We start from the raw sequence: 21590 nt of genomic DNA on the forward strand, positions 1-21590 counted from the left end.
TTCGGTAAAACTTATGGCGGATTCAGGAATCAACGTAACTTTCAACAGTGAAATTTCAGAGTGTCTTGCTGGGCTGGCTAAAATAAGAAACAAGCCCGTTACAAAGCTAGTAGAGGAGCTGATGCAAGAAGCAATTGAAAATGAGGAAGATAAAATATTAATTGAACGTGCTGCTGAACTTAATGTTCCAGGTGCAGAAACAGTTGATCTAAAAGACGTCAAGTGGGACTAAAGCGCTATAAGATTAAGTTCCTAAAAAATGTTAGTAAGAGAGATCTACCAGCTCTTCCAAAAACAATAAAGCTAAGAATTGAAGAAATAGTAAAAGAGCGCCTTACAGTTAACCCAATTGATCTTGGTAAATCGTTGCGTTACAAACTCAAAGGACATAGAAGACTGAGAACTGGCGATTATCGTATTATGTATCATGTAAATGCTGCAAAATATGAAGTAACCATTGTTTCAATAAAACACAGGAAAGACATTTACGAATCCTAGATTAATATCCTACCAGTATTAACCTGATAAGGCACGGTAACTTTACCTGTTGAGCCACTTCTATTCTTTGCAACGTTTATCTCTAATTCGTTATTAGCGTCTGTTTTATAGTAGTTGTCTCTGTAGAGTAGTAAAACTATGTCAGCGTCTTGTTCGATGCTCCCTGACTCTCTTAGGTCTGATAATTGCGGTCTTTTGTTTTGTCTTTCTTCTACTCTGCGACTAATTTGTGATAGTGCCACGATGGGGTGTGCCGTAGAGATACAAAGAATGTTCAAGTAAGAGCAAACTAAGTGCAAAAGCTGCACAGTAGATGAGGGTAGGTCCCTCGGAGCCGGTTTACAAGAGCAGGCTTCAAACAACCATAAGCTGCTTTGGTAAGGTAGTGAGCGTTATGGAAAAGGCATAATTATATGTCATGTAAGGAATAGAGAGATGAACGAAAGTGAACCACTGATGAAGTGTCGAAACCTTTTAAATGACGTCAAAACCAGGGGGTCGTTTGTAACCTGGGATAAATCTATCGGGAGCTTGTTTACTGGATAGATGGCGTCCGGCATAAAGGTGGCATGAATCCATTTCAGGCTATTGTGTGGAACTACGGGAACCTGTCGTTTCGATGATAAGGGAGAAATCCAAGGAGCTAAACTCTAAGGATGAGAGTACCGATGCGAAAAACAGGGGCGGATCAGCTCGTAGTAGTGAAGAAGTTTCTGTAATGGAAATCGAGAGAAGGGGCTGAGTTATTTAGTTTTAATGATTTATCAACCGAAAGGGAGGAGTTAATGAGTAAAACAAAGTCTTTTGATATATCAAAGCAACTTATTTGGAGAGCTTATAAACAAGTATCGAAAAATAAAGGTGCTGCTGGTGTGGATGAGGTTTCGATAACAAAGGTTGAAGAAAATCTAAAAGATAATCTGTACAAACTATGGAATAGGATGTCATCCGGAAGTTATTTTCCAGAGCCGGTAAAAGCTGTTGTGATACCAAAAGATACAGGAGGGCAAAGAATTTTATGTGTTCCTTCAGTATTCGACAGGATAGGGCAAACGGCTGCTGCTATGTATCTAGAGCCGCTGGTAGAACCAAAATTTCATGAGGATTCATATGGTTATAGACCAAATAAGTCTGCACTGGATGCGGTAGATACAGCTCGTAAAAGATGCTGGAGGTACGATTGGACGATAGATCTTGATATATCTGGATTTTTCGACAATTTGGACCACGGCTTGGCATTGCAAGCTATCAAAAAGCACACAGACTGCAAATGGGTCATACTGTATGTTGAGAGGTGGATGAAAGCCCCCATTCAGCAAGCAGATGGCAGTAAGGTAGTTAGGGATAAAGGAGTTCCGCAAGGAGGTTCAATTAGCCCAATCATCTCTAATATATTCATGCATCATGTGTTTGATATATGGATGAAAAAGAACTACCCGACGGTACCATTTGAGAGGTATGTGGATGATGCGATAGTACACTGCAGAACAGAGAAACAGGCAGAGTTTGTGAAAGTAATGATCGAAGAAAGATTGGCTGAGTATAAGTTGAAATTACATCCTGAAAAGACACAGATAGTGTACTGTAAGGATGACAATAGGAGTGGTGGATTTCCTAAACAAAGTTTTGATTTTCTGGGTTACACATTCAGACCCAGGTTAGCAAGAAATAAAATAGGGAAATATTTTGTCTCATTTCTCCCAGCAATTAGCAACAAGGCCAAGAAAAAGATTACTACAACCATAAGGTCATGGAAAATGCTACGAAATACGCATATAACATTAGAGGAGATGTCAGGAAAAGTAAATCCAATAGTCAGAGGCTGGTATCAGTACTATGGCAAATTTTACAGAACTGAAGTATACAAATCTCTAAAGAATATAGAGCGGCATCTAGAAAAGTGGGTGAAAAGGAAATATAAGAGACTCAGGAGTCACGGAAGACTAGCAAGACAATTTCTAGGAAAGGTGAGAAAGAGGTCTCCGGATATTTTCTATCACTGGACACTAGGGTTAGGCCAAAAGGCTGAATAATGGAAGCTGTATAAATCAAGAGGTTTACGTACAGTTTTGCGAGAGACTGGTGGGGAAGTTCCACTGGTCTACTCTCCTTGATGTAAAAGACAGAAGTGGTAGTACTCCTTTGCATTATGCTACTTTAAGTAATCATGTAGAGGTAGTAGATGCTCTGTTAGCTGAAGGCGCAAGTGTTCATGTAAAAGATAGAAATGGTAGTACTCCTTTGCATTATGCTGCTAAAAATGGCTATTTAGAGATAGTAGATGCTCTACTAGACAGAGGTGCAGATGTTTATGAAAAAGATAGTTTGCAGAAAACTCCTTTGTATTATGCCATTATAAATCACCAAGAAGATACGGTAGAGAGTATAAAAGGGTTTTTAAAAAATAAAGTAGTTCAAGGTAGTGTAGTTGTTGGTGGCTTAGTTGCCATGTTAGGGAATTTTGTAACATCGACGCTTTTTATAACCGAGACAATGGAAATTACATTAACATCTGTTACGGTAGCAATAGCTGTATCTGCATCAACAGCATTAACATCTGGTTATGCTAAATATCTAATGTCAAAATTCGATAACGAAATAAAAGAAATAAAAGAGCGACAAAACGTAATGGAAGGGAGGCAAAGTGTAGATATACAAAGCATACGTATACATAATGCTCTTTCGTAACTTTTTACTTCCGCACTTCTTTAGTGTTGCTTATAATAACTATAGATTTAGATCTTAATTAGAGGCTTTAATTACCTACTTTAAGTTATTGAATTTCTTATCATAACATCTTTCATTCCAGTACCCTGGAATGAAAGAAAAAGAACACTGAATTAAAAATACAACATACCATCTTATATCTTAATACTGCATAATACCTCGATCATAGATTGATTAAGGACACCTTGAGTTATCTCTTTAGTTAGTCTTGCTTTACTATGAAAAGCTTGTACTCTTTAAATGTATTATTTATAAATTAACTGTTTATAAGCTAAAATATGTCTAGTAGAGCTAATATACCTTTTTTATAGCTGGTGCTATTGCTTCCCTTACATTAATTACATCTGGAGTTTTTGCTGTAGCTCCTTACGTTGCATTTTTATCTTCAGTTGCAGCTTTAAATATAGCTCCCCCTGTTATTTTTATTTTATTTGTGCTTTCTGCAGTAGTAATTGTGTTTTCATATAAAATGATTAAACAAAGTAAAAAATCTCAAGAAAACTCGAAAGCTGAAGTCGAAGAGCCGAATAAAGGGTTAAGGAAAGAAGAAAATAAGCTAACTCCAATTAAAGAAGAATTAGAAGATGGAAAGGATAAAGAAAATAAATACGGGTTTAGTGGTCTAGAAGAAAAAGTCCATAGAATTTCAGAGAATTTTGCAACGAAAGATGAAGTGGAGGGGTTAAAAAAAGAGGTTAGTGATCTTTCTGCAAAGTTAATTAATAGTCCTGCAACAAAAGATGAAGTAGAAGTAAAGCTGAAGATGGAATTTTATGCAAAAGATCAGGAAAGAGGGTGGAATACAATACTTGATAATATTATATTACCAAGTGACATAAAAGAAAATTTGAGAGAGATTTGTAAATCAAAAAGCGGAGGATATCTCTTAAATGGTAAAGGAGGGACTGGTAAGAGTAGTATTTGTGAAGCGATTGCGAATGAAATTAAATCTCAATTTGCTGTTATACGTATTTCTGCATTTTCCTTATGTAATATATCGAATATAGATCAAGTTTTTGAGAGGGCAAGAAAAAACACTCCTTGTATAATTATTATGGAAGAGATTGACGGCATTGGTCTAGATCGCAAGGGTGGTAAAAACAAGAATGTAGAATCTTTAACTCATTTACTCGATAAATTGAATAAAACCTTTCTTGAAGGAAATATAGTAATTGCCACAACTAATTGTGCGAATGATTTAGACGGAGCACTAGTTAGACATGAACGCTTGAGAAACATTGAGGTTCCTGGGCTGGATAAAGAAAGTACACGTAGGGGAATACTAAAAGAATATCTCAAAGAATTAAGCCCTCTAAATATTGAAACTATTGTAAAGAGTACTAATGGTTTTTCACCAGCAAATCTGATTGGTTTAGCCAAGTATATACTAGAGGAGAAAAGTAAAGGCAAAAGCACTCCTATTTTCACTTTATGTGAAAGATTTAAGAAGGAACATAACATTGAAGATAAGAAGAATGAGAAACATAGTAACGGAAAAACTAAAAACAAGGATACAAGGCTATCATCTGGAAGCTTATCTAGAAGTTCATCAGTAAGCTCTTCATTGAGTGATGTATCTTCTCGAGGAAGTAAGTGGCAAATCGAGGAATAAAGAGAATTACTACACAGTCTGGGATGACGCAATGCAAGTCGAGTCATGTCATTCCAGTGCTTGACAATAGTTTTTATCCAGAAGGGTCATTGAACTTCTAAAAGGGTGTCATTCCAGTACTGGAATCCAGGAATTTTTTGAGCACGCAAGTTATGCCAAGTTTTTTGTTGGTAAGAAAGGCTGGATCCCAGTACTGGGATGACAGGAAGAGGGCTACTCGGGTGACATCGAAGGGGCTACTTGCATGACAACAAAGGGGCTTGCTTGCATAACTCAAATTCAAAGAAAAATCATTTAATATCATTCCAGCGCGTGACGCTGGAATTCAGAAATAAAGAACAATGGATCCCAGTGTCAGCTACTCGGATTACATCCTTTTTTTCCTGGATACCAGTCGCATGACACTACTATACAGTAGATCTCAATTTCATCCCAGTCTGGGATCTTCTTTCAAAAATTCAAAACAATCTATCAAAAAGGAGGATTATTATGTCTACAATAATTTTATCATCAATTTTAGGTCAAGCAGGTAGTATCTTTGGTCCAATTGGCCAAATTATCGGCTCAGAGCTCGGGGCTCTGCTTGGTGCACAGCTTGATAGTGCAATGTTTAGTCTTGATGCTGAGCAAAAGATAACGCATGGGGCGAGGCTGAAAAATCTGCAAGTTCAAACCTCAACTTATGGCAAAGCAATTCCAATTATCTATGGCACTGCTCGCATTGCTGGAAACATTATTTGGTCACAGCCAATAAAAGAGGAGGCGATAACCACTCAAAATAAAACAGGAAGAGGTATAAATATTACATATAACTACTATGCAACACTCGCAATTGCAATTTGCAAGGGGAAAGTAGAAAAATTAAATAGAATCTGGGCGGATATAAAATCGCTTAGTTTTGATGAAATAGATTATACTTTTTACCACGGCAGAGAAGACCAAAACCCTGATCCGTTTATGTTATCAATCGAAGGTGAGAAGAATGTACCAGCTTATAGAGGAATATCTTACATAGTCATCAAAAATTTCCCTTTGGCAGACTATAGTAATCGTGTTCCGGTGTTTACATTTGAAGTGCAAACTGCACTGAAGCTCAGTGGATTCTCAGTAGCAGAAAACATTAAAAATATCAATATCATACCAGGTTCAGGGGAGTTTGTGTATGATACGAAAATACAGAAGAAAATTGCACGAGAAAAAATAAGCAGTAGTCAATATATTCCCTATGGACCGGTATAAAGAGTAAATCACAATAATCACACAAAAAAGAGCGATGCTATGCTTTCTTTGGACCAATTGAAGGAAAGTTTACCAAATGTTGAATGGGCATCGGTAGTGGTTAATTGATTTGCAAGCAGTTTGAATATCAAAGATTGTAAAATATATCCTGCAGTTGAATTTCAAGACGATTCTGCTATAGTGCCTGATGATTGGCAAGTGGGAAATATAACCAGGGATAATGCCCAGCTCATTTCAAAAGATAATCATGGAAATCCAAGATATGGTGGTACAGTTAGCGATGCAGCACTAATAAGATATATAGAAGAGCTGCATAGCAGAGGTTATAAGGTGATGCTCTATCCAATGCTCTTGCTTGACACAAAAAACAAAGAGTGGCGAGGAAAATTGAGCGGTACTCCTCAGGATATAAGTGATTTTTTTGAGAATCAGTATAGCAAATTCATAGAGCATTACACGAGCATTGCCAAACAAACTAAAGTGGAAGGGTTTATTATTGGTTCTGAGTTTGCTCAGCTTACCAGAGTAAAAGATGTAGAGGGTGATTATCCTTCAGTAGCAGAGCTAGTTAAAGTTGCAAAGCAAGTAAAGCTTCAGCTTGGAAAAGAAGTAAACGTAACTTACGCTGCCGATTGGAGTGAGTATCATTCATATGATGGTTGGTATAATATGGATGAACTTTGGTCTTCAGAGTTCATTGACGTTGTTGGCATCGATGCTTATTTTCCACTAACTGATGGCCCAGAACCTCCTTTTGGCTATTCCGCGGAAGATGTAGCGGGTGGTTGGAGCAGTGGGGTAGGGTATGATTATTTTTACGATTACTCAAAAAGTGATCCTGAGAAAATAAAGTATAATGACAGCGAATATGCATGGAAAAATATTGAGAAATGGTGGAGTGAAGTTCATGTAAATCCAGGTGGTAGTAAAACAAAATGGCAACTAAAAATGAAGAAAATATGGTTTACCGAATATGGATTTCCCAGTATGAACGGCTGCACTAATGAGCCCAATGTGTTTGTTAATAAAGGTAGTATAGAGAGTAAATATCCACGATACTCAAACGGAGAGGTGAGCTTTCTTTCGCAGAAAACTGCTATCGAAGGGACACTAAAAAAGTGGCAAAATTCAGAAATGGTGGAGAAAATGTTCCTCTGGGCGTGGGATGCAAGGCCATTTCCTTATTTCCCCAATTTATGTGACATGTGGGCTGACTGCCATAACTGGCAGACCGGGCACTGGATTCAGGGAAAAATTTCACAACTTAATGTTTCCGATGTTTTGTCTGATCTGTTGCAAAAGGTAGGTCTCAAAGGCGATCAGTTTGATACAAGTGATGTTAAAGGATTACTATCTGGGTATGTAATAAATGATCAGCAACCCGTACGCTCAATTATTAAAATGCTGCGAAGGTGCTATTTTTTTGATGTGGTTGAACAGAACTCAAAACTGAAATTTATTCAAAAGGGCAGGGGAGTGACAACTGGTATACCAGTTGACGAAACTGTTTTCAATCACAATCCCAAGCTGATACAGCTTAGTCAATTAGATTTAAACAATAGGATTAACATCGTTTATTTTAACCGCAATTTTGGCTATCCAATTGATGTGAAATATGCTGAACTCCCAAGGCAGGGCAATGCTGCAACAGTTCCAATACCGCTCATTATGGAGGAAGGGGAGGCGCAAAATATAGCTGAAGTTTTACTTTATTCTTCGTGGCAAGAGAGAAATTTATACAACTTTAAGCTACCGATAAAATATGCATGGCTTTTACCAAGTGATGTAATAGCAATTTCAGATGGTGAGAAAAGACATACGATGAGAATTATAAAAACAAAGTTTGAAAGCATGTCCATTCAAGTAATAGGAGTTGGTTATGATCCCTCTATATACAAGCTCTCCTTTCCTTCAACAAGATCACTTATGCTTAAAGAATGCCCTCCTTCTCACATCAGTAAATCTATCATAGAAATGATAGATTTACCGCATATTAAAGGTAATATCGCAAGTTTTACTTTAATTAGTGAAGAGGAAGGTTGGAAAGGAGCAACGCTTTTTATTTCGTATGATGATAAAAATTATAAGCCCATCGCGAGCGCAAATACACAATCTATTTACGGATATGTAATCGAATCTACCGATGAGGGAATTACAGTAGTGCTACGTTTTGGTAAGCTAGACGTCATGAATCCAACTGTGTTAGCGCTGGTTGGCAAAGAGATAATAAAATTCCAAGATGCCAAGCTCATAGGTAAGAATAAATATCAGCTTATCGACCTAATTAGAGGCCAAGAGGGTACTAAGAAATATGAACATACCTCAGGTGAGAAATTCATTCTACTTGATGATTCAATAATTTCTTTCGAAGTGCAAGAAGGAAGAAAATTTTACCTAAAAGCAGTCACTTATGGTGATTCATTGGAAAATACGGAAACAAAAATTGTGAACTAGGAGAGAAGGACTTCATAAATGAGATCTTACCAGCAGGAACTTGTGTTTCATTAAAAAATCCACTATAATATTAACATAGCAATATAGTAAGATAAAATTATGACTAATAATGTAAATGAATTATTAAATAAAGCGCCAATAATACTAACATGGGTACCAAGAGTACGTGGTGCATCTTTACCGAATGGTAAAAATAGTACCCTGAATTATTTAGAAATAATTAAAAATCATAAATTAAAAAATAAAGAGGAGAGGGACATATATTTGGTTATCAATGGTCCTGGGTTCGAAGAAAATCAAATAGATGATTTAAAGCGTGAACTGAAAGGAATTGAAGGAGTACATGTTATAGACTTGCATCAGTATGACTGGAGCGAAATAGATACGGGATGAAAGATAGATGGCGAAGACATTAGCATAAAGGACTTCTTCAAAAATATGTATAACATGACAGATGAACAAAGAACATACTTTGCTGTTGAAATAGATACTTTTAGATTAATTGCTCTGGCACTCTTGAAGAAGTTTACAGAACATGAAGATGGAATATATATAGATTTTGATTCTTTAAAAGCCATTAACTCTCATATAGGGAAGGATATAACAATCCCTGAGGGAATTTTGTTAGGGCAAATTACTGCACATGTTAATCAAGAGACCGGCAAAATTATTAAAACGGATTTAAATAATGATCTGATTGCAGTAAGTTGTCCACGTATAGCGATGAATATTTTATCTCAATATAAAAGCGAAATACTGAGTCAAGAAAAAATGTGCTATGAGTTAGCAGAGCGTTTATCTAATTTTGCGAAAAAAGAAAAATTACGGTTTTTTGCTATTTATAAAGGGTTGGGAGAGAAACAGCTGTTAGATGATGAAGCGAAGAAAAAAGGTAAGAGTGTTATAGAGGAATTAGATAAGATAGAGCACAAAATAGTTGATCTAAGAAATGGTAAGATCAGAGAACTATATGAGCCGCTAGTGTGTCATTATTCTAGGTATCGTGAAATAGGTTTAAATTTAGGTCAATTTTATACCGTAGAAGTAGTCCGTAATGGATTAATCGGTCAAGACGAAAGCAAAATAGGGTTATTTTTTTTTGAAAAGAACAATGGCAATTACGTTTGTACAATAAATGGTGACCTATCTTGGGTTAGAGGAGCAAACTTATACCATAAACAGGTAAAAAGTGAGTTAGAAAAAGTACAAGTAGATCAGATGGAATTGGAAAATCTATCGTTAGAGTAATCAAGTGTAAACCGGAAAGTAACTCAGGTTACAGTTGATAGTCTATATTATTAAAAGGTTAATAATTATATATGTATTATAGTATAAGAGCTATTAATAGTATATATGTCAAAAGAAGTGATTAATGAGCTGAAAGATAAGGCGAGGGAGAGGAGATATGCTGATTTGCAGTCTACAGAGAGTTCTGATTATAGAACATATAAAGATTTGGATATGGACTTCAATAGTGAATATGAATTTGTTTGTGACCTTGTTATTAATGGGAAGGCAATAACTAATGATTTAATTAAAAATTTATATTTAAAATATGAAAATCTCATTACAGAAGATAAGGACAAAAAAGGGAGTTATCGTCTGTTTCTTAAGCAAATCTTCACGTAATACGCCGGTGCAGCAGTTCCAAATGACTCTATTATGGAAGAACTGATAACTCATTATAATAGACTTGGGTACAAGAAATTCTTTTCGTAATCAAACATTTCATCCTTTTGGGTTGCGCGTTTATTCCTCATATTTCTCAAATCCTTCTTACAGAGAAATGACCTGTATGAGTTGTGAAGATTCCAATTGTCTGAAGTTCAGTTTTAGCGTAGTGGAGTTTAAACTAAAATGTGAAGTATGAAGGAGGTAAGGTGTCTCTTACTATTCCTAAGGAGCTGAAAAACTACAAAGCAAATGATAAGAATTTGTTTGACGTTATTATTGAGTATTTTCAGAAATTTTGCGAAAAATTTGGATTTCACTTTTTTGAGGAAAATTTTGAGTATAATCTGGATAAGCCACTTCGAGCATTAAGTGATATAAATACATCCCAAGATAAGAATCTAAACTTGAAGAATTTAAAATAAGATATTGAAATCTCTGCTTTTTTTAATAAGGTGAGTATAATAAAAAGTAAATCAAGTTTTACAGAAAACCTTTACTTATGATGAAAAGTACTTAATACGTATATAATATAAGATTGTGATATGTCAAAAAAAATAGTTAATGCATTAAAATCTGAAGTAGAAAAGCTCAAATATGCTGATTTAAAGTCTATATCAATAAAATCAGATAGTTGGAACTTTAGTTACAAAACATATATTGACCTTGATAGATCACACAACCTTACTATTAATGAGAAAGAAGTGCCTAATGAGCTTATTGAGAAGCTATATTCAAAACATAAAGATCTCATTTTAGAAGATGAGAATGGAAGAAAGAACTATAGTCCATTTCTTAAGCAAATTTTCATAAAAATATTTGAATATGCTGGTGCAGAAGTTCCGAGTGACTCTATCATGGAAGAATTGATAACTAACTATCATCAAGAAGGGTGTAATCATTTTCTGTTTCTTCATATATTAAAGGCTCTTTCTCCATTTGGCTTGCTTGTGTTAGATTCTCACATAATAATAACTTATAGTATGGATTGCCGTGACTCCAATTGTCTAAAACTCAATTTTAGCATGGATTGTATAAAGGTGTGCAGCATTAATCCTGTTAATGATATTAAAACACCAAATTTTCACAGTTCAATAAAATTTAAGTTAAAATCTAAGGGTAGAAGTATAACATATGAAGATGGTAAAGTGCTTATTAATATTCCGAAAGAGCTGAAAAATTATAAAGCAAGTGGTAGAAGTTTGTGTGACATTACTATTGAGTATTTTCAAGAATTTTTTGGAAATTTGGGGTTTAAATTTGAGACAAAAGTGGAACATAGTCTAGGGGAGCCACTGAAGGTGTTAAATGATGTAAGTGTGCTTTGCTCTCAGTTAGAATGTATCCGTTCAGCAGAGTGGTAAAATAAATTAGACGAAACTAATAAGTGGGTATCATGAAAATCCAGTCTTTTCATGCAAAAAACAATGATGTCATTCCAGCGCGTGACCAGTTCTGATTGACTAATCAGTCTTCTGGATCCCAGTATCAAGTACTGGGATGACAAGAGTAAAGAGGAAACTGGGATGACATTATGAAGGCCTAGCAATTTATGACGGTGTCATTCCAGCGCGTGACCAGTTCTTATTGCCTGGTCAGTCCTATTGATTTCAGTGTTAACTACTCTAATGACAGGGGATACTGGAAGGATAAGAGGCTACTTGAATGAAAAGAAAGGGAGTGCACATTTCCTTGAACAGATAGGTTAAATTAGGTTGAAGTTTTAGCAGCAGAAAGTCTGTTAAAATCTTCTTCAGCGTGGTACGATGACCGCGTTAATGGGCTTGATGCAACTACCAAAAAGCCTTTGGAATAAGCAATATATTTATAATGCTCAAACTCTTCTGGGGTAACATGTCTATCAACCTTTACATGCTTTGGAGTTGGTTGCAAATATTGACCAATTGTAATGAAGTCAACTTCGGCGCTACGTAAATCATCCATAACCTGAAAGATTTCTTCTTTTGTTTCTCCAAGACCAACCATAAGCCCTGACTTCGTAAAAAGTTTAGGATTAATCTGTTTCACCATCTTTAGCAAATATAGTGAATGAAAATAACGAGCTCTTGGTCTTATTTTTGCATACAGCCTTGGTACTGTTTCGATATTGTGATTATAAACATCAGGTGATGCAATAGCTATTGCTTCAAACGCTTCTTTCTTATTTAAAAAATCAGGAGTAAGAATCTCTATTGTTGTTTCCGAAGTTATCTTTCTAATTTCTTCTATACACCTTATAAACTGATTTGCACCACCATCTGGTAAATCGTCACGGTCAACAGAGGTAATGACAACGTGCTTTAAATTTAACTTTTTTATTGCTTTTGCTAAATTTTCTGGTTCATGAGGATCGAGCTTATCAGGAATGCCAGTTGCAACGTTGCAAAACGCACAAGCACGAGTACAAACAGAACCGAGAATCATCACAGTAGCATGACGTTTATTCCAACATTCACCAATATTTGGACACGCAGCTTCTTCGCATACTGTATGTAAGTTATGTAGCTTAACAGTGTTTAAGGTTTCATTGAATATTTTACCAGCTGGAGCTTTTGCTCTGAGCCATATAGGCTTACTATGCATCTGAAACAGCTAATTCTACCTCTTGTTTTGCTAAAACTTTCTTTAACCTTCTTTTTATCTTTTGTGCTTCTTTGCTTAGTTTAATTGTTTTTGTATTGAGCAAGAAAGCATCAAGATCACCTTTATAGTCTATAGTTCTTAAAGTTCTTGTTGCTATACGAAAGCTAAACTTTTTGTCTAATATATTACTCGTCAATGTAACTTTATGTAAATTTAAGAGAAAGGTACGCTTTGTTTTACGATTTGAATGCGATACCTTATTACCAAAAGACTTTTTTCTATTTGTTAACTCACAAATTCTACTCACTTCAATATACCAATTTATCCTATGTAACTAGGTTAACCTGATATAGTAAAATAGTCAACTCCCTTGCTTGATTTTTATACCGTATACTGCTTTATAGCCAAAAAAAACTGTAATTTTTTCTATTACAAGAGAAACCATATGCTGCATTTCCAATGCTTTACTGCCATTTGTTACTAACAGATGAAGAACACCAGAATTTACGTTTTGTGCGTATGAGATCTTTTGTGGTTTTGTACATTCTGCTAATTCCTCTCCAACTATACTTTTCCAGTTTAAAATAAGACGTATTTCATTTTTGCTGATCTTATTTTTCATGCATTTTAATGCATAGTTTTCTATTATAGATTTTAATTTCTTTGGCCCGCTATATTTAAACATCTTTCCAGTGCTTAAAATTAAATTATATTACAACTTTCTTATACAAAAAACTAACTTATTGTTTTCATGACCCTCGGCCTCACACATAAAAAGCAGTATTTGTATATCTAGCATTTGCCAGAATTTTGTGTTTCCTACCTTGTAATCATTTTTAATTGTAATTTGTTAAATTATTATGAAGCTAAGTAAAATTCGAGTAAAGTATAGTATTTCCAAGAAGATTATCTTTTTACTGTATGCAGTAATTTTCTTATAGCTATCTGTTTTTTAAGATCTTTCTGCAATCCAAGTTGCTTGAATGGCCTCTAATATTTTTTCATTACAATACTTTTCATCATCATCAAACTCTTCTAAATCCAAGACTTTTCTTTTAAGTTCAGTGAATCTAATACTAATTATATCTTCATTTGGAAATTTCTCTTCTAGAGCTTCTGCAATATCTTCTATATCAAGCCATTTCATACTTTTTTAATAAATTAAACTGGTGCCCATGGGGAGACTTGAACTCCCAAGGTCGCAAAACCCACGGATTTTAAGTCCGCTGCGTCTACCGATTCCGCCACACGGGCCTTATGTTGTTTATCTAGAGTAAAATTCTACTACTAAATTGACTTCCATGTCTGCTGAATATGGGACTTCGGAATATTGAGGCGCTCTCAAATACTTCACTGAAAGTGCTTTGCTATCTGCCTCTAAATAATCTGGGGCCTTACGTTCTTGTTTTTGTTCAGCCTCTATTAATATAGGAATTTTTGCTGCTCTTTCCCTTATTTTTACTATATCACCAGGCTTCACTCTATAACTTGATATGTTAACCACCTTATCATTAACTGTAACATGTTTATGAGATATAAGCTGTTTTGCCGAGTAAATTGTTGGCACAAAACCAGAGTGATATAAAACAGAACTTAACCTTGATTCCAAGGCACCAATAAAATTATCAGCCGTATAACCCTTTCTTTTGTAGGCATCTAAAAATGTACGTCTAAGCTGTTTGCTTGAAATTGCATAGTAGAACTTAAATTTTTTATGTGCAGCAAACTGCTTACCAAAGTCAGATAACTTCTTAAATCCAAGAATACCATGCTGACCTGGAGGGTATTTTCTTTTATTGACCGAATCTTTTGCTCTACCCCATAAGTTTACACCAAGCCTGCGACTGATTCTATACTTTCTATTGATAACAGTTGTCATACAAAAATTCTCACAATCTAACTATAAATTATTAATGATTTTAACATTAAGTGTCAACTTGTTTTTGCCGCTATGATATAGTATACTTCACTTTTAAGTTTTCCTATTAATACATGAATCATCTACTACTAAAATCCATGGCAAATGCTGTCCGCTTTTTATCAATTGATGCAGTACAAAAAGCAAATTCTGGACATCCAGGTATGCCACTTGGCATGGCAGATGTTGCCACTGTATTATTTGCTAAATATCTAAACCATAACCCTGATGATTCTCAATGGATCAGTAGAGATCGTTTCATCCTATCAAATGGTCACGGTTCGATGCTGCAATACTCTATATTATATCTGACAGGCTACATTGGTATAGATGAACTAAAAAACTTCAGGCAACTTACATCAAAAACTCCAGGTCACCCAGAATTTGGCTTGACTTCTGGTATAGAAGCAACAACAGGCCCGCTTGGTCAGGGATTTGCCACTGCTGTTGGCATGGCACTTGCTGAATCGATTCTTGCAAAGCAGTTTGAAATCAGCCACTACACTTACGTAATGCTAGGAGATGGCTGTCTTATGGAAGGTATAAGCCATGAAGCAGCGTCCCTTGCTGGGCATCTTAAATTAAATAAGCTGATAGCACTTTTTGACGACAATGACATCTCTATAGACGGCTCTACTAGCCTCTCTTGCTCTGATGATGTAGAAAAGCGTTTTTCAGCGTATGGATGGAATGTTGACAAAATCGATGGGCATGACTTTGATGCTATATCCCTTGCAATAGAGCAGGCGCAAAAGTCTGATAAACCTACACTAATCTGTTGCAAAACTATTATCGGAAAATTTTCGAGCCGTGCTGGCACATCTTCTGCTCATAGCGGTGCCTTTACAGAGGAAGATGTAAAACAGATGAGAGAAAAATTAAATTGGGACTATGAACCATTTCATGTACCAGAAGATGTGAGAAACGCTTGGATAGAAACAGTTAAGAGGGCAAAGCAAAACTATACATCCTTGATCAATAAAGAACTACAAAGAAGACTTGAGAAACGTTTGCCGAATAATATCGAGAGTGATTTGGCTGATCTGAAGAAACAAATATGTAAGCTAATGCCAAACGAAGCTACTCGATCTTCTTTCGGCAGAGTAATGGAACTATTAACTAAGTCTATGCCAGAACTAATTGGTGGCTCTGCTGATCTTACCGGTTCAAATTGTACTAAATATAAGCACATGCAGGCAATAGATAGTAATAATTATAGTGGCTCTTATGTACACTATGGAGTGAGAGAGCACGCTATGGCAGCTTGTATGAATGGTATGGCTCTTCATGGTGGGATTATTCCTTATGGTGGAACTTTTTTAGTATTTTCCGACTACTGCCGCCCTGCTATACGTCTTTCAGCCTTGATGAAACAGCAGGTTATCTATGTAATGACTCATGACTCAATTGGAGTAGGAGAAGATGGTCCAACTCACCAGCCAATAGAGCATTTAGCTTCTCTGAGAGCTATACCAAATCTGTATGTTTTTAGGCCAGCAGATGCAATTGAAACTTTGGAGTGCATTAGCATTGCACTTGAAAAAAAAGAGTCACCTGCACTATTTGCGCTTTCAAGGCAAAATATTAATTACATGCACTCTTATACTGACCAATTGGTCAACCTATCAAAATTTGGTGCATATATACTATGCGAATATTCAGGGAAGCTAGAAGTGACGATATTTGCTACCGGATCTGAAGTTGAAATTGCAGTTGAGGCAAGAGAAAAATTACAGGAAAAAGGTGTAGGTACAAGGGTCATTTCTATGCCGTGTTGGAGGCTTTTTGACGAGCAAAGTGATGAATATAAAGGGGTAATATTAAATAATGATAGTATTAAAGTTGCAATTGAAGCTGGAAGTGAAGTGGGTTGGCATAAATATATAGGTTCAAACGGTATATTTATTGGCATGAAAAATTTTGGAGAATCAGCACCTTATGAAGCTCTTTATAAGCATTTTAATATTAGCGCTGACTATGTAGTAAAATGTGTTTGTGAAAACGCTTTTTATCATTCCACTGCCCATAAAATTACTTAATGAACTCAGCCAGTACCGTTATTATGATAAGAAAGCTAGTGAAATGTTTCGAGTAACTTTTTCTTTTCTATGAGCTACTTGACGGTAAGAATAAAGTTTTAATCATTCCATGGTTTCTGTATAATTTTCAAAACTTAATTGATATATATGAAGATAATAATAGGTAGCGCTAGTAAACAATTAGGAGATTTAATAGCAAGTGGGCTAAATGCTCAGCTATTTCCTACTCAGGTGTCAAGATTTGCTGATGGTGAGGTAAATGTAGAAGTAGCAAATGATCTACGTGATCAAGAAGTATACGTAGTACAATCTATTTCTTCCCCTGTAAATGATAACCTTATGGAGCTTCTGCTTACAATTGATGCAGCAAAGAGGTCAGGAGCCAAGAGAATAACGGCTATTATTCCTTATTACGGATACAGTAGGCAGGATAGGGTTATTAAAAACAATAATATGCAATCTGCTTTAAGTGCTAAATTAGTTGCAAATCTTATTCAAACTGCAGGTGCAAATAGCGTTGCTGCTATTGATTTGCATTCAAGTCAAATTGAAGGTTTTTTTGATATATCAGTTACTAATTTAAGCTGTTTTGAAGTATTTGTTAACTCTATATACAAGGAGAATTTGGCAATAGTTGCGCCTGATGTTGGAGCAATTGGAAGAGCTCGTGCTTTTGCAAAGATTTTAGAGGAAAAATACAAGTTAGATAATGATATTGTTGTAGTAGATAAATATAGAGAAAAAGCAGGTACATCTGAGGTAATGAATGTAATCGGAGAAGTTGCAAACAAAAATTGCGTCATTGTTGATGATATAGTTGACTCTGGCGGAACATTATGTAATGCAGCTCTTGCTTTAAAAAACCGAGGAGCAAAGTCTGTAGTTTCATGCATTACACATGGAATACTTTCAGGAAATGCAGTTGAGAAAATCTCTTCCTCTTCTCTGGATAAATTAGTAATTATGGACACCGTATTTCACAAATTTGAAAAAAATGATAAGATAGAGGTTGTTTCAATTGCAAATATTTTAATTTGCTTTATGCAAGGAGGTAAAAGTGCCAGCTAGATCAACAGAAGATGTTATCACTTCGTTAATAGAATTTGCAAATAAGAGAAAAATAACAATTACTAAAGAAGAAATGCTTAAAACTGCACAGCTTGTGAGGATTAAGTTATCCGATGATGAGATTCAATACTACTCAAAAGAACTGACAATGCTGGATTGGATACATGATACTTTGTTGAAAGTTAATACTGAAGGTGTTTCTCCTATGCGTTATGGAACTATAGATAAGGATATTCATGTACGCGATGATATTATAAATTCTCAAAACATTAAAGAAGAAATATTATCCAATACAAAATCGGAGCATGGGTATTTCGTAGTACCGAAGGTTATAAACGATTAAGATAAAGCAAGATTTATAACGATTTTATAGATCTACTTTCAAAAATAAGACCAATCTGGTAAAGAAGCATTCGTTGGAGTAAAAACCATTTTTTGATTTTTCTTTACTAAATCTACTAAATATAATTTAGAGTTGCTTGGTGATTCTGCGTTAGTGAAGATAATTTCTCTGCCATTTGGTAGCCATGCCGGAGATTCAATTTTATGTCCCTCTGAAAGCAAGCGCTCTTCTTTGCCATCTGGCTTCATAACTCCTATGTAAAATTTTCCTGACTGAATTTTTGTAAAAGCTATCAGATCTCCTTTTGGCGACCAAACAGGTGTAGCATATCTTCCATTTCCAAAACTAATTCTCTTGGGTTTTTTGCTTTTTTTAGTGAAATCTATTATATATAGTTGCTGACTTCCACTTATATCAGAACTAAAAACCATGTACTTTTGATCTGGAGACAAAGAGGGAGAAGTACTTATAGCTGAACCTTTAGTAATTTTTTTTGTTCGTTTACTGCTTAAGTCTAGAGATAATATATTTGTTTCACCACTCAATGAGTGGGAAATAAAAAGAGATTTACCATCAGGAGAAAATCTTGGTGCAGAAATAACTCCTTCAAATGCGCTGATTATTGATTCAGTGTTATCTTTTAAATTTTTTAATATTATATAACTTTTACCATTTGTGTATGAGATATAAACAATACCCTTTCCATTTGGTGAAAATCTTGGTGTTGACACAAATTTCTCACCATTTGTTAAGTACTTTATATTACTTCCATCTTGATTCATCACAGCAATTTTACGGACGGATTTGTAATTGCTATCTTTTTCTTCAGCGATATATGTAATTTTTGTATTGAAATGCCCTTTCTCACCAATCAATCTATCATGTATCAAATCTGAAACAAGATGACTAATTTTCCTCCAGTCTTTTGCTAGAAAAACAACCGACTGAGTAAGCAATTCTCTGTTTGTAAAGCTGTCAGATAAACGAAAAGATAGCTCTAAATTTCTGTTTGATACTTCACTTAAACTTACTGTGACTACAGTATCGCTTTTCCAAGACTCAACTTTCGCGTCACGTTTCACATTAAATAAGCCACAATTAGATAGATTTGTTTCAATTACTTTTGTGATGCTTTCACTTAGCTCACTTTCCACTTCTGTCTTGCATGCACATTTAGATACAACAAGATCAATATTACCAATATTGCTTTTTTTTATATCAACATATAAAACAGCTTTTGTGGAATAAGGAATAAATAACGAAATAAATAACACCAGTTGAACGAATAGCTTCATTAGATTTCTTGCATTACCTCCTGTCATCTCAGCAAATAGCTTACTTTTGAAGTTAAACTGCATGACAGTAGAGTAAATCAATTTCTGCAGTACTTGACACTGGAATCCAGAAATTTGACTGCAAGTAAGTGCACTGAGGTGGCAAGCATAAAAGTAGCTGTTTTATTCTAAAATAAACGTCTTTGACAAGGTTGCATGAAAAACTGGATTCCAGTTTCAGAGCACTGGGATGACACCCTACTGGTGGAGATTGCTCTAAAACTACAATGTTTGCATGGGCGTTGAGATGGCACCCTTCTGGTAGATTCAAATCACAATGTTTGTATAGTTGTGTGATCTGACACTGATTTTTTTTTACGGATTCCAGTATTGCATGCTGAAATAACATCAAAGAATACATTGTTAACTTCTTACTCAAATAATGGTTAATAAAAAAAGGTGTATTTCTATACCTGTTCTATCTGGACTTCAATTATAGGTCTTTTTAGTAAATATTCTTTTAAGATACTAAATATTGAGCTCTCAATTTTATTTCTTATTTTTTTTATCGGCTGTGAGTCAAATGCTGACTCAACCTTCTTTATGATCTTTTGCATAATGGCTGCATCTTTTTGCGCTTCGAAAACACCAGGTGCAAATACTTTTGGCTTAGCAAGCAGTTTATTTTTCTTGTTTACAACTGCTGTCACTACGATAGCTCCGGCATCTCTCATTCTCTCACGCATTTTTATAACGCTGCATTCTGGATGACGGAGTAACATACCATCAATACCAAAGTAGTCGACATCAATAGAGCTAACTTTTTCCCCATTTTCCAAATTAACAATATCACCTGGTGCAATCATTATTGCTTTTTTCACACCGCACTCTTTAGCAAACTTTACATGTGCATCCGTATGAATATACTCACCATGAACCGGAATAGACATCTTAGGTTTTATCAAAGAATACATTTCCCTTAGCTCTGCTTTTACTGGATGTCCGGAAGCATGAACATTCTCTGTTTTTTCAGTAATAACTTCCACTCCCATCTCAATAAAGGCATTGAGCATGTTATGTGCACGAGTTTCATTGCCAGGAATGATTTTTGATGAAAAGATCATGGTATCACCTTGCTGCATTTTAAATGCTTGATGACTCTTAGCGGCAAGTCTTGCGGTAGCTGCCAGTGGCTCACCTTGACAACCTGTGCAAAGTAGCACCAGCTTTTCCCTTGGAAAATTTACTGCCTCCTTTGCTTCTAGAAACTCAGGAGAATCAGTTAAATAACCACTATCCTGAGCAACTTTCACTATTCTCCATAAAGATCTGCCAAGTAAAACCACTTTTCTATTTAGTGCTTTTGCAGCTTGGCTTATTGTTTCAATTCGCGCCACATTCGAGGCAAATAGCGAGACAGCAACCAATTTTTTAGACCGCTTTATTATATTGTAAATATTATCATAAATTTCACTTTCTGATTCAGGGTCGTGTTTGCTCAGTATGTTTGTTGAATCACAAATTGCTGCAAGTAGATCACCTTTATCGCCAATTTCTTTTAAACGCTCTATATTAGAAATTAATCCAACAACAGGTTTTGGATCAAATTTCCAGTCCCCAGTATGAAGTGCACTACCTGCTTTAGTGCTAATTAATATTGAATTTGCCTCAGGAATTGAGTGAGTTACATTTATAAACTCAACGGTAAAAGGACCCAAATTTATGCTGCCATTTATGTCTACCTCTTTCACAGGTACCACACCTTCCAATCGAAACTCCTTTAGTTTCTCCTTGAGAAAATTAACTGTAAACTTTGTTGTATATATGGGACATTGCAAATCTTCCCACAGATGAGGCACTGCACCACAGTGATCTTCATGTGCATGTGTAATTATTATTCCAAGCAAATCTTTTTTTCTTTGAGCAATAAAATCTACATCAGCAATGAGTAGCTCAACACCTGGCATAGTTTCATCTGCAAAACCGATACCAAGGTCGATCATAATCCACTTGCCTTGATAATGATATAGGCTAACGTTCATCCCAATTCTTCCTACTCCTCCAAGAGGAAGAAATAAAAACTCATTTTTGTTTATGTTCATTAATTTTAAATTATTAAAATGTGAGAATAGCAAAACTTCGACCTTAAATAAAGGAATTTATC

General features: G+C 35.4%; 22 protein-coding genes, 1 tRNA gene and 1 pseudogene. 15 read left to right on the forward strand and 9 right to left on the reverse strand.

The genetic code is table 11. The features are described from left to right. Positions 1-13 precede the first annotated feature (13 nt). Both AAGD63_RS02655 and AAGD63_RS02660 read left to right on the forward strand, forming a co-directional pair. Positions 14-232, forward strand: coding sequence for a hypothetical protein (locus AAGD63_RS02655; protein ID WP_341813728.1), 219 nt, complete (start codon positions 14-16; stop codon positions 230-232). Beyond that, on the forward strand, positions 223-498 hold the full coding sequence (locus AAGD63_RS02660) for a type II toxin-antitoxin system RelE/ParE family toxin (protein ID WP_341813729.1): 276 nt from the start codon (positions 223-225) through the stop codon (positions 496-498). The genes AAGD63_RS02655 and AAGD63_RS02660 overlap by 10 nt, the downstream gene beginning before the upstream one ends. On the opposite strand, the gene AAGD63_RS02665 is transcribed toward AAGD63_RS02660, so the two are convergent. Further along, on the reverse strand, positions 495-776 hold the full coding sequence (locus tag AAGD63_RS02665) for a DnaB-like helicase C-terminal domain-containing protein (protein ID WP_410542027.1): 282 nt from the start codon (positions 774-776) through the stop codon (positions 495-497). The genes AAGD63_RS02660 and AAGD63_RS02665 overlap by 4 nt on opposite strands. Before the next feature lie 314 nt (positions 777-1090). Here AAGD63_RS02665 and AAGD63_RS02670 point away from each other — a divergent pair, with 314 nt between their 5' ends. The 10 genes and pseudogenes from AAGD63_RS02670 to AAGD63_RS02720 all read left to right on the forward strand — a co-directional run bounded on the left by AAGD63_RS02670 (position 1091) and on the right by AAGD63_RS02720 (position 11565). Beyond that, on the forward strand, positions 1091-1240 hold the full coding sequence (locus AAGD63_RS02670) for a hypothetical protein (RefSeq protein ID WP_265024380.1): 150 nt from the start codon (positions 1091-1093) through the stop codon (positions 1238-1240). Positions 1241-1283: 43 nt separating this feature from the next. After that, complete coding sequence (gene ltrA, locus AAGD63_RS02675; protein WP_341813156.1) at positions 1284-2531, forward strand: group II intron reverse transcriptase/maturase; 1248 nt, start codon at positions 1284-1286, stop codon at positions 2529-2531. A gap of 49 nt (positions 2532-2580) precedes the next feature. After that, complete coding sequence (locus AAGD63_RS02680; protein ID WP_341813730.1) at positions 2581-3186, forward strand: ankyrin repeat domain-containing protein; 606 nt, start codon at positions 2581-2583, stop codon at positions 3184-3186. A 508-nt stretch (positions 3187-3694) separates the two neighbouring features. Next, on the forward strand, positions 3695-4837 hold the full coding sequence (locus AAGD63_RS02685) for an AAA family ATPase (protein WP_341813731.1): 1143 nt from the start codon (positions 3695-3697) through the stop codon (positions 4835-4837). Between the two features lie 489 nt (positions 4838-5326). Next, positions 5327-8530 (forward strand): annotated as a pseudogene (locus tag AAGD63_RS02695) (glycoside hydrolase TIM-barrel-like domain-containing protein). A gap of 99 nt (positions 8531-8629) precedes the next feature. Continuing rightward, positions 8630-8923: a hypothetical protein gene (locus AAGD63_RS02700; RefSeq protein ID WP_341813734.1), complete on the forward strand. Its 294-nt coding sequence runs from the start codon at positions 8630-8632 to the stop codon at positions 8921-8923. Between the two features lie 54 nt (positions 8924-8977). After that, the gene (locus tag AAGD63_RS02705) at positions 8978-9778 is read left to right on the forward strand and encodes a hypothetical protein (RefSeq protein WP_341813735.1); all 801 of its coding nucleotides are present in this window, start codon (positions 8978-8980) and stop codon (positions 9776-9778) included. Between the two features lie 105 nt (positions 9779-9883). Then, positions 9884-10159 (forward strand): hypothetical protein, encoded by a 276-nt coding sequence (locus AAGD63_RS02710; protein ID WP_264330433.1) that lies wholly within the window; start codon positions 9884-9886, stop codon positions 10157-10159. Between the two features lie 251 nt (positions 10160-10410). Next, positions 10411-10626 carry a hypothetical protein gene (locus tag AAGD63_RS02715; RefSeq protein ID WP_264330432.1) on the forward strand — a complete coding sequence of 72 codons (216 nt, stop codon included), beginning with the start codon at positions 10411-10413 and terminating at the stop codon, positions 10624-10626. 120 nt (positions 10627-10746) lie between these two features. Then, the gene (locus tag AAGD63_RS02720; RefSeq protein WP_341813736.1) at positions 10747-11565 is read left to right on the forward strand and encodes a hypothetical protein; all 819 of its coding nucleotides are present in this window, start codon (positions 10747-10749) and stop codon (positions 11563-11565) included. 346 nt (positions 11566-11911) lie between these two features. On the opposite strand, the gene lipA is transcribed toward AAGD63_RS02720, so the two are convergent. From lipA to rpsD, 6 genes are all read right to left on the reverse strand, one after another. Further along, entirely contained in the window at positions 11912-12784 is an 873-nt protein-coding gene (gene lipA, locus AAGD63_RS02725) for a lipoyl synthase (RefSeq protein ID WP_341813737.1), read from the reverse strand. Then, positions 12777-13091, reverse strand: a complete 315-nt coding sequence (gene rpmB / locus AAGD63_RS02730) for a 50S ribosomal protein L28 (protein ID WP_015588578.1) — start codon at positions 13089-13091, stop codon at positions 12777-12779. The genes lipA and rpmB overlap by 8 nt, the downstream gene beginning before the upstream one ends. Positions 13092-13145: 54 nt before the next feature. Beyond that, positions 13146-13469 (reverse strand): DUF721 domain-containing protein, encoded by a 324-nt coding sequence (locus AAGD63_RS02735; RefSeq protein WP_006012687.1) that lies wholly within the window; start codon positions 13467-13469, stop codon positions 13146-13148. 267 nt (positions 13470-13736) lie between these two features. After that, entirely contained in the window at positions 13737-13931 is a 195-nt protein-coding gene (gene iscX / locus AAGD63_RS02740) for a Fe-S cluster assembly protein IscX (RefSeq protein WP_264330429.1), read from the reverse strand. Positions 13932-13951: 20 nt separating this feature from the next. Beyond that, positions 13952-14038, reverse strand: a tRNA-Leu gene (locus tag AAGD63_RS02745). Positions 14039-14048: 10 nt separating this feature from the next. Then, positions 14049-14663: a 30S ribosomal protein S4 gene (rpsD, locus tag AAGD63_RS02750; protein ID WP_006012690.1), complete on the reverse strand. Its 615-nt coding sequence runs from the start codon at positions 14661-14663 to the stop codon at positions 14049-14051. 113 nt (positions 14664-14776) lie between these two features. Between rpsD and tkt the strand changes: the two genes are divergently transcribed. The 3 genes from tkt to gatC all read left to right on the forward strand — a co-directional run bounded on the left by tkt (position 14777) and on the right by gatC (position 18152). Then, positions 14777-16741 (forward strand): transketolase, encoded by a 1965-nt coding sequence (gene tkt / locus AAGD63_RS02755; protein ID WP_341813738.1) that lies wholly within the window; start codon positions 14777-14779, stop codon positions 16739-16741. 147 nt (positions 16742-16888) lie between these two features. After that, positions 16889-17809: a ribose-phosphate diphosphokinase gene (locus AAGD63_RS02760; protein ID WP_341813739.1), complete on the forward strand. Its 921-nt coding sequence runs from the start codon at positions 16889-16891 to the stop codon at positions 17807-17809. After that, the gene (gatC, locus tag AAGD63_RS02765) at positions 17799-18152 is read left to right on the forward strand and encodes an Asp-tRNA(Asn)/Glu-tRNA(Gln) amidotransferase subunit GatC (protein WP_007302647.1); all 354 of its coding nucleotides are present in this window, start codon (positions 17799-17801) and stop codon (positions 18150-18152) included. The genes AAGD63_RS02760 and gatC overlap by 11 nt, the downstream gene beginning before the upstream one ends. Before the next feature lie 38 nt (positions 18153-18190). On the opposite strand, the gene AAGD63_RS02770 is transcribed toward gatC, so the two are convergent. Then, entirely contained in the window at positions 18191-19447 is a 1257-nt protein-coding gene (locus AAGD63_RS02770; RefSeq protein ID WP_341813793.1) for a protein TolB, read from the reverse strand. Between the two features lie 446 nt (positions 19448-19893). Next, positions 19894-21528 (reverse strand): ribonuclease J, encoded by a 1635-nt coding sequence (locus AAGD63_RS02775; protein WP_341813740.1) that lies wholly within the window; start codon positions 21526-21528, stop codon positions 19894-19896. Between the last annotated feature and the right edge of the window lie 62 nt (positions 21529-21590).

The organism is Wolbachia endosymbiont (group B) of Germaria angustata, assembly GCF_964026725.1.
Taxonomy (GTDB): domain Bacteria; phylum Pseudomonadota; class Alphaproteobacteria; order Rickettsiales; family Anaplasmataceae; genus Wolbachia; species Wolbachia pipientis_C.

Excerpts from the sequence above, each read along its gene's own strand:
- AAGD63_RS02735 (WP_006012687.1), bottom strand. The coding sequence starts at position 13,469 with ATGTTTAAATATAGCGGGCCAAAGAAATTAAAATCTATAATAGAAAAC.
- AAGD63_RS02775 (WP_341813740.1), bottom strand. The coding sequence starts at position 21,528 with ATGAACATAAACAAAAATGAGTTTTTATTTCTTCCTCTTGGAGGAGTA.
- AAGD63_RS02685 (WP_341813731.1), top strand. The coding sequence starts at position 3,695 with ATGATTAAACAAAGTAAAAAATCTCAAGAAAACTCGAAAGCTGAAGTC.
- AAGD63_RS02770 (WP_341813793.1), bottom strand. The coding sequence starts at position 19,447 with ATGAAGCTATTCGTTCAACTGGTGTTATTTATTTCGTTATTTATTCCT.
- iscX (WP_264330429.1), bottom strand. The coding sequence starts at position 13,931 with ATGAAATGGCTTGATATAGAAGATATTGCAGAAGCTCTAGAAGAGAAA.
- AAGD63_RS02760 (WP_341813739.1), top strand. The coding sequence starts at position 16,889 with ATGAAGATAATAATAGGTAGCGCTAGTAAACAATTAGGAGATTTAATA.
- AAGD63_RS02700 (WP_341813734.1), top strand. The coding sequence starts at position 8,630 with ATGACTAATAATGTAAATGAATTATTAAATAAAGCGCCAATAATACTA.
- AAGD63_RS02705 (WP_341813735.1), top strand. The coding sequence starts at position 8,978 with ATGACAGATGAACAAAGAACATACTTTGCTGTTGAAATAGATACTTTT.
- ltrA (WP_341813156.1), top strand. The coding sequence starts at position 1,284 with ATGAGTAAAACAAAGTCTTTTGATATATCAAAGCAACTTATTTGGAGA.
- AAGD63_RS02710 (WP_264330433.1), top strand. The coding sequence starts at position 9,884 with ATGTCAAAAGAAGTGATTAATGAGCTGAAAGATAAGGCGAGGGAGAGG.
- AAGD63_RS02655 (WP_341813728.1), top strand. The coding sequence starts at position 14 with ATGGCGGATTCAGGAATCAACGTAACTTTCAACAGTGAAATTTCAGAG.
- tkt (WP_341813738.1), top strand. The coding sequence starts at position 14,777 with ATGAATCATCTACTACTAAAATCCATGGCAAATGCTGTCCGCTTTTTA.
- rpsD (WP_006012690.1), bottom strand. The coding sequence starts at position 14,663 with ATGACAACTGTTATCAATAGAAAGTATAGAATCAGTCGCAGGCTTGGT.
- AAGD63_RS02720 (WP_341813736.1), top strand. The coding sequence starts at position 10,747 with ATGTCAAAAAAAATAGTTAATGCATTAAAATCTGAAGTAGAAAAGCTC.
- lipA (WP_341813737.1), bottom strand. The coding sequence starts at position 12,784 with ATGCATAGTAAGCCTATATGGCTCAGAGCAAAAGCTCCAGCTGGTAAA.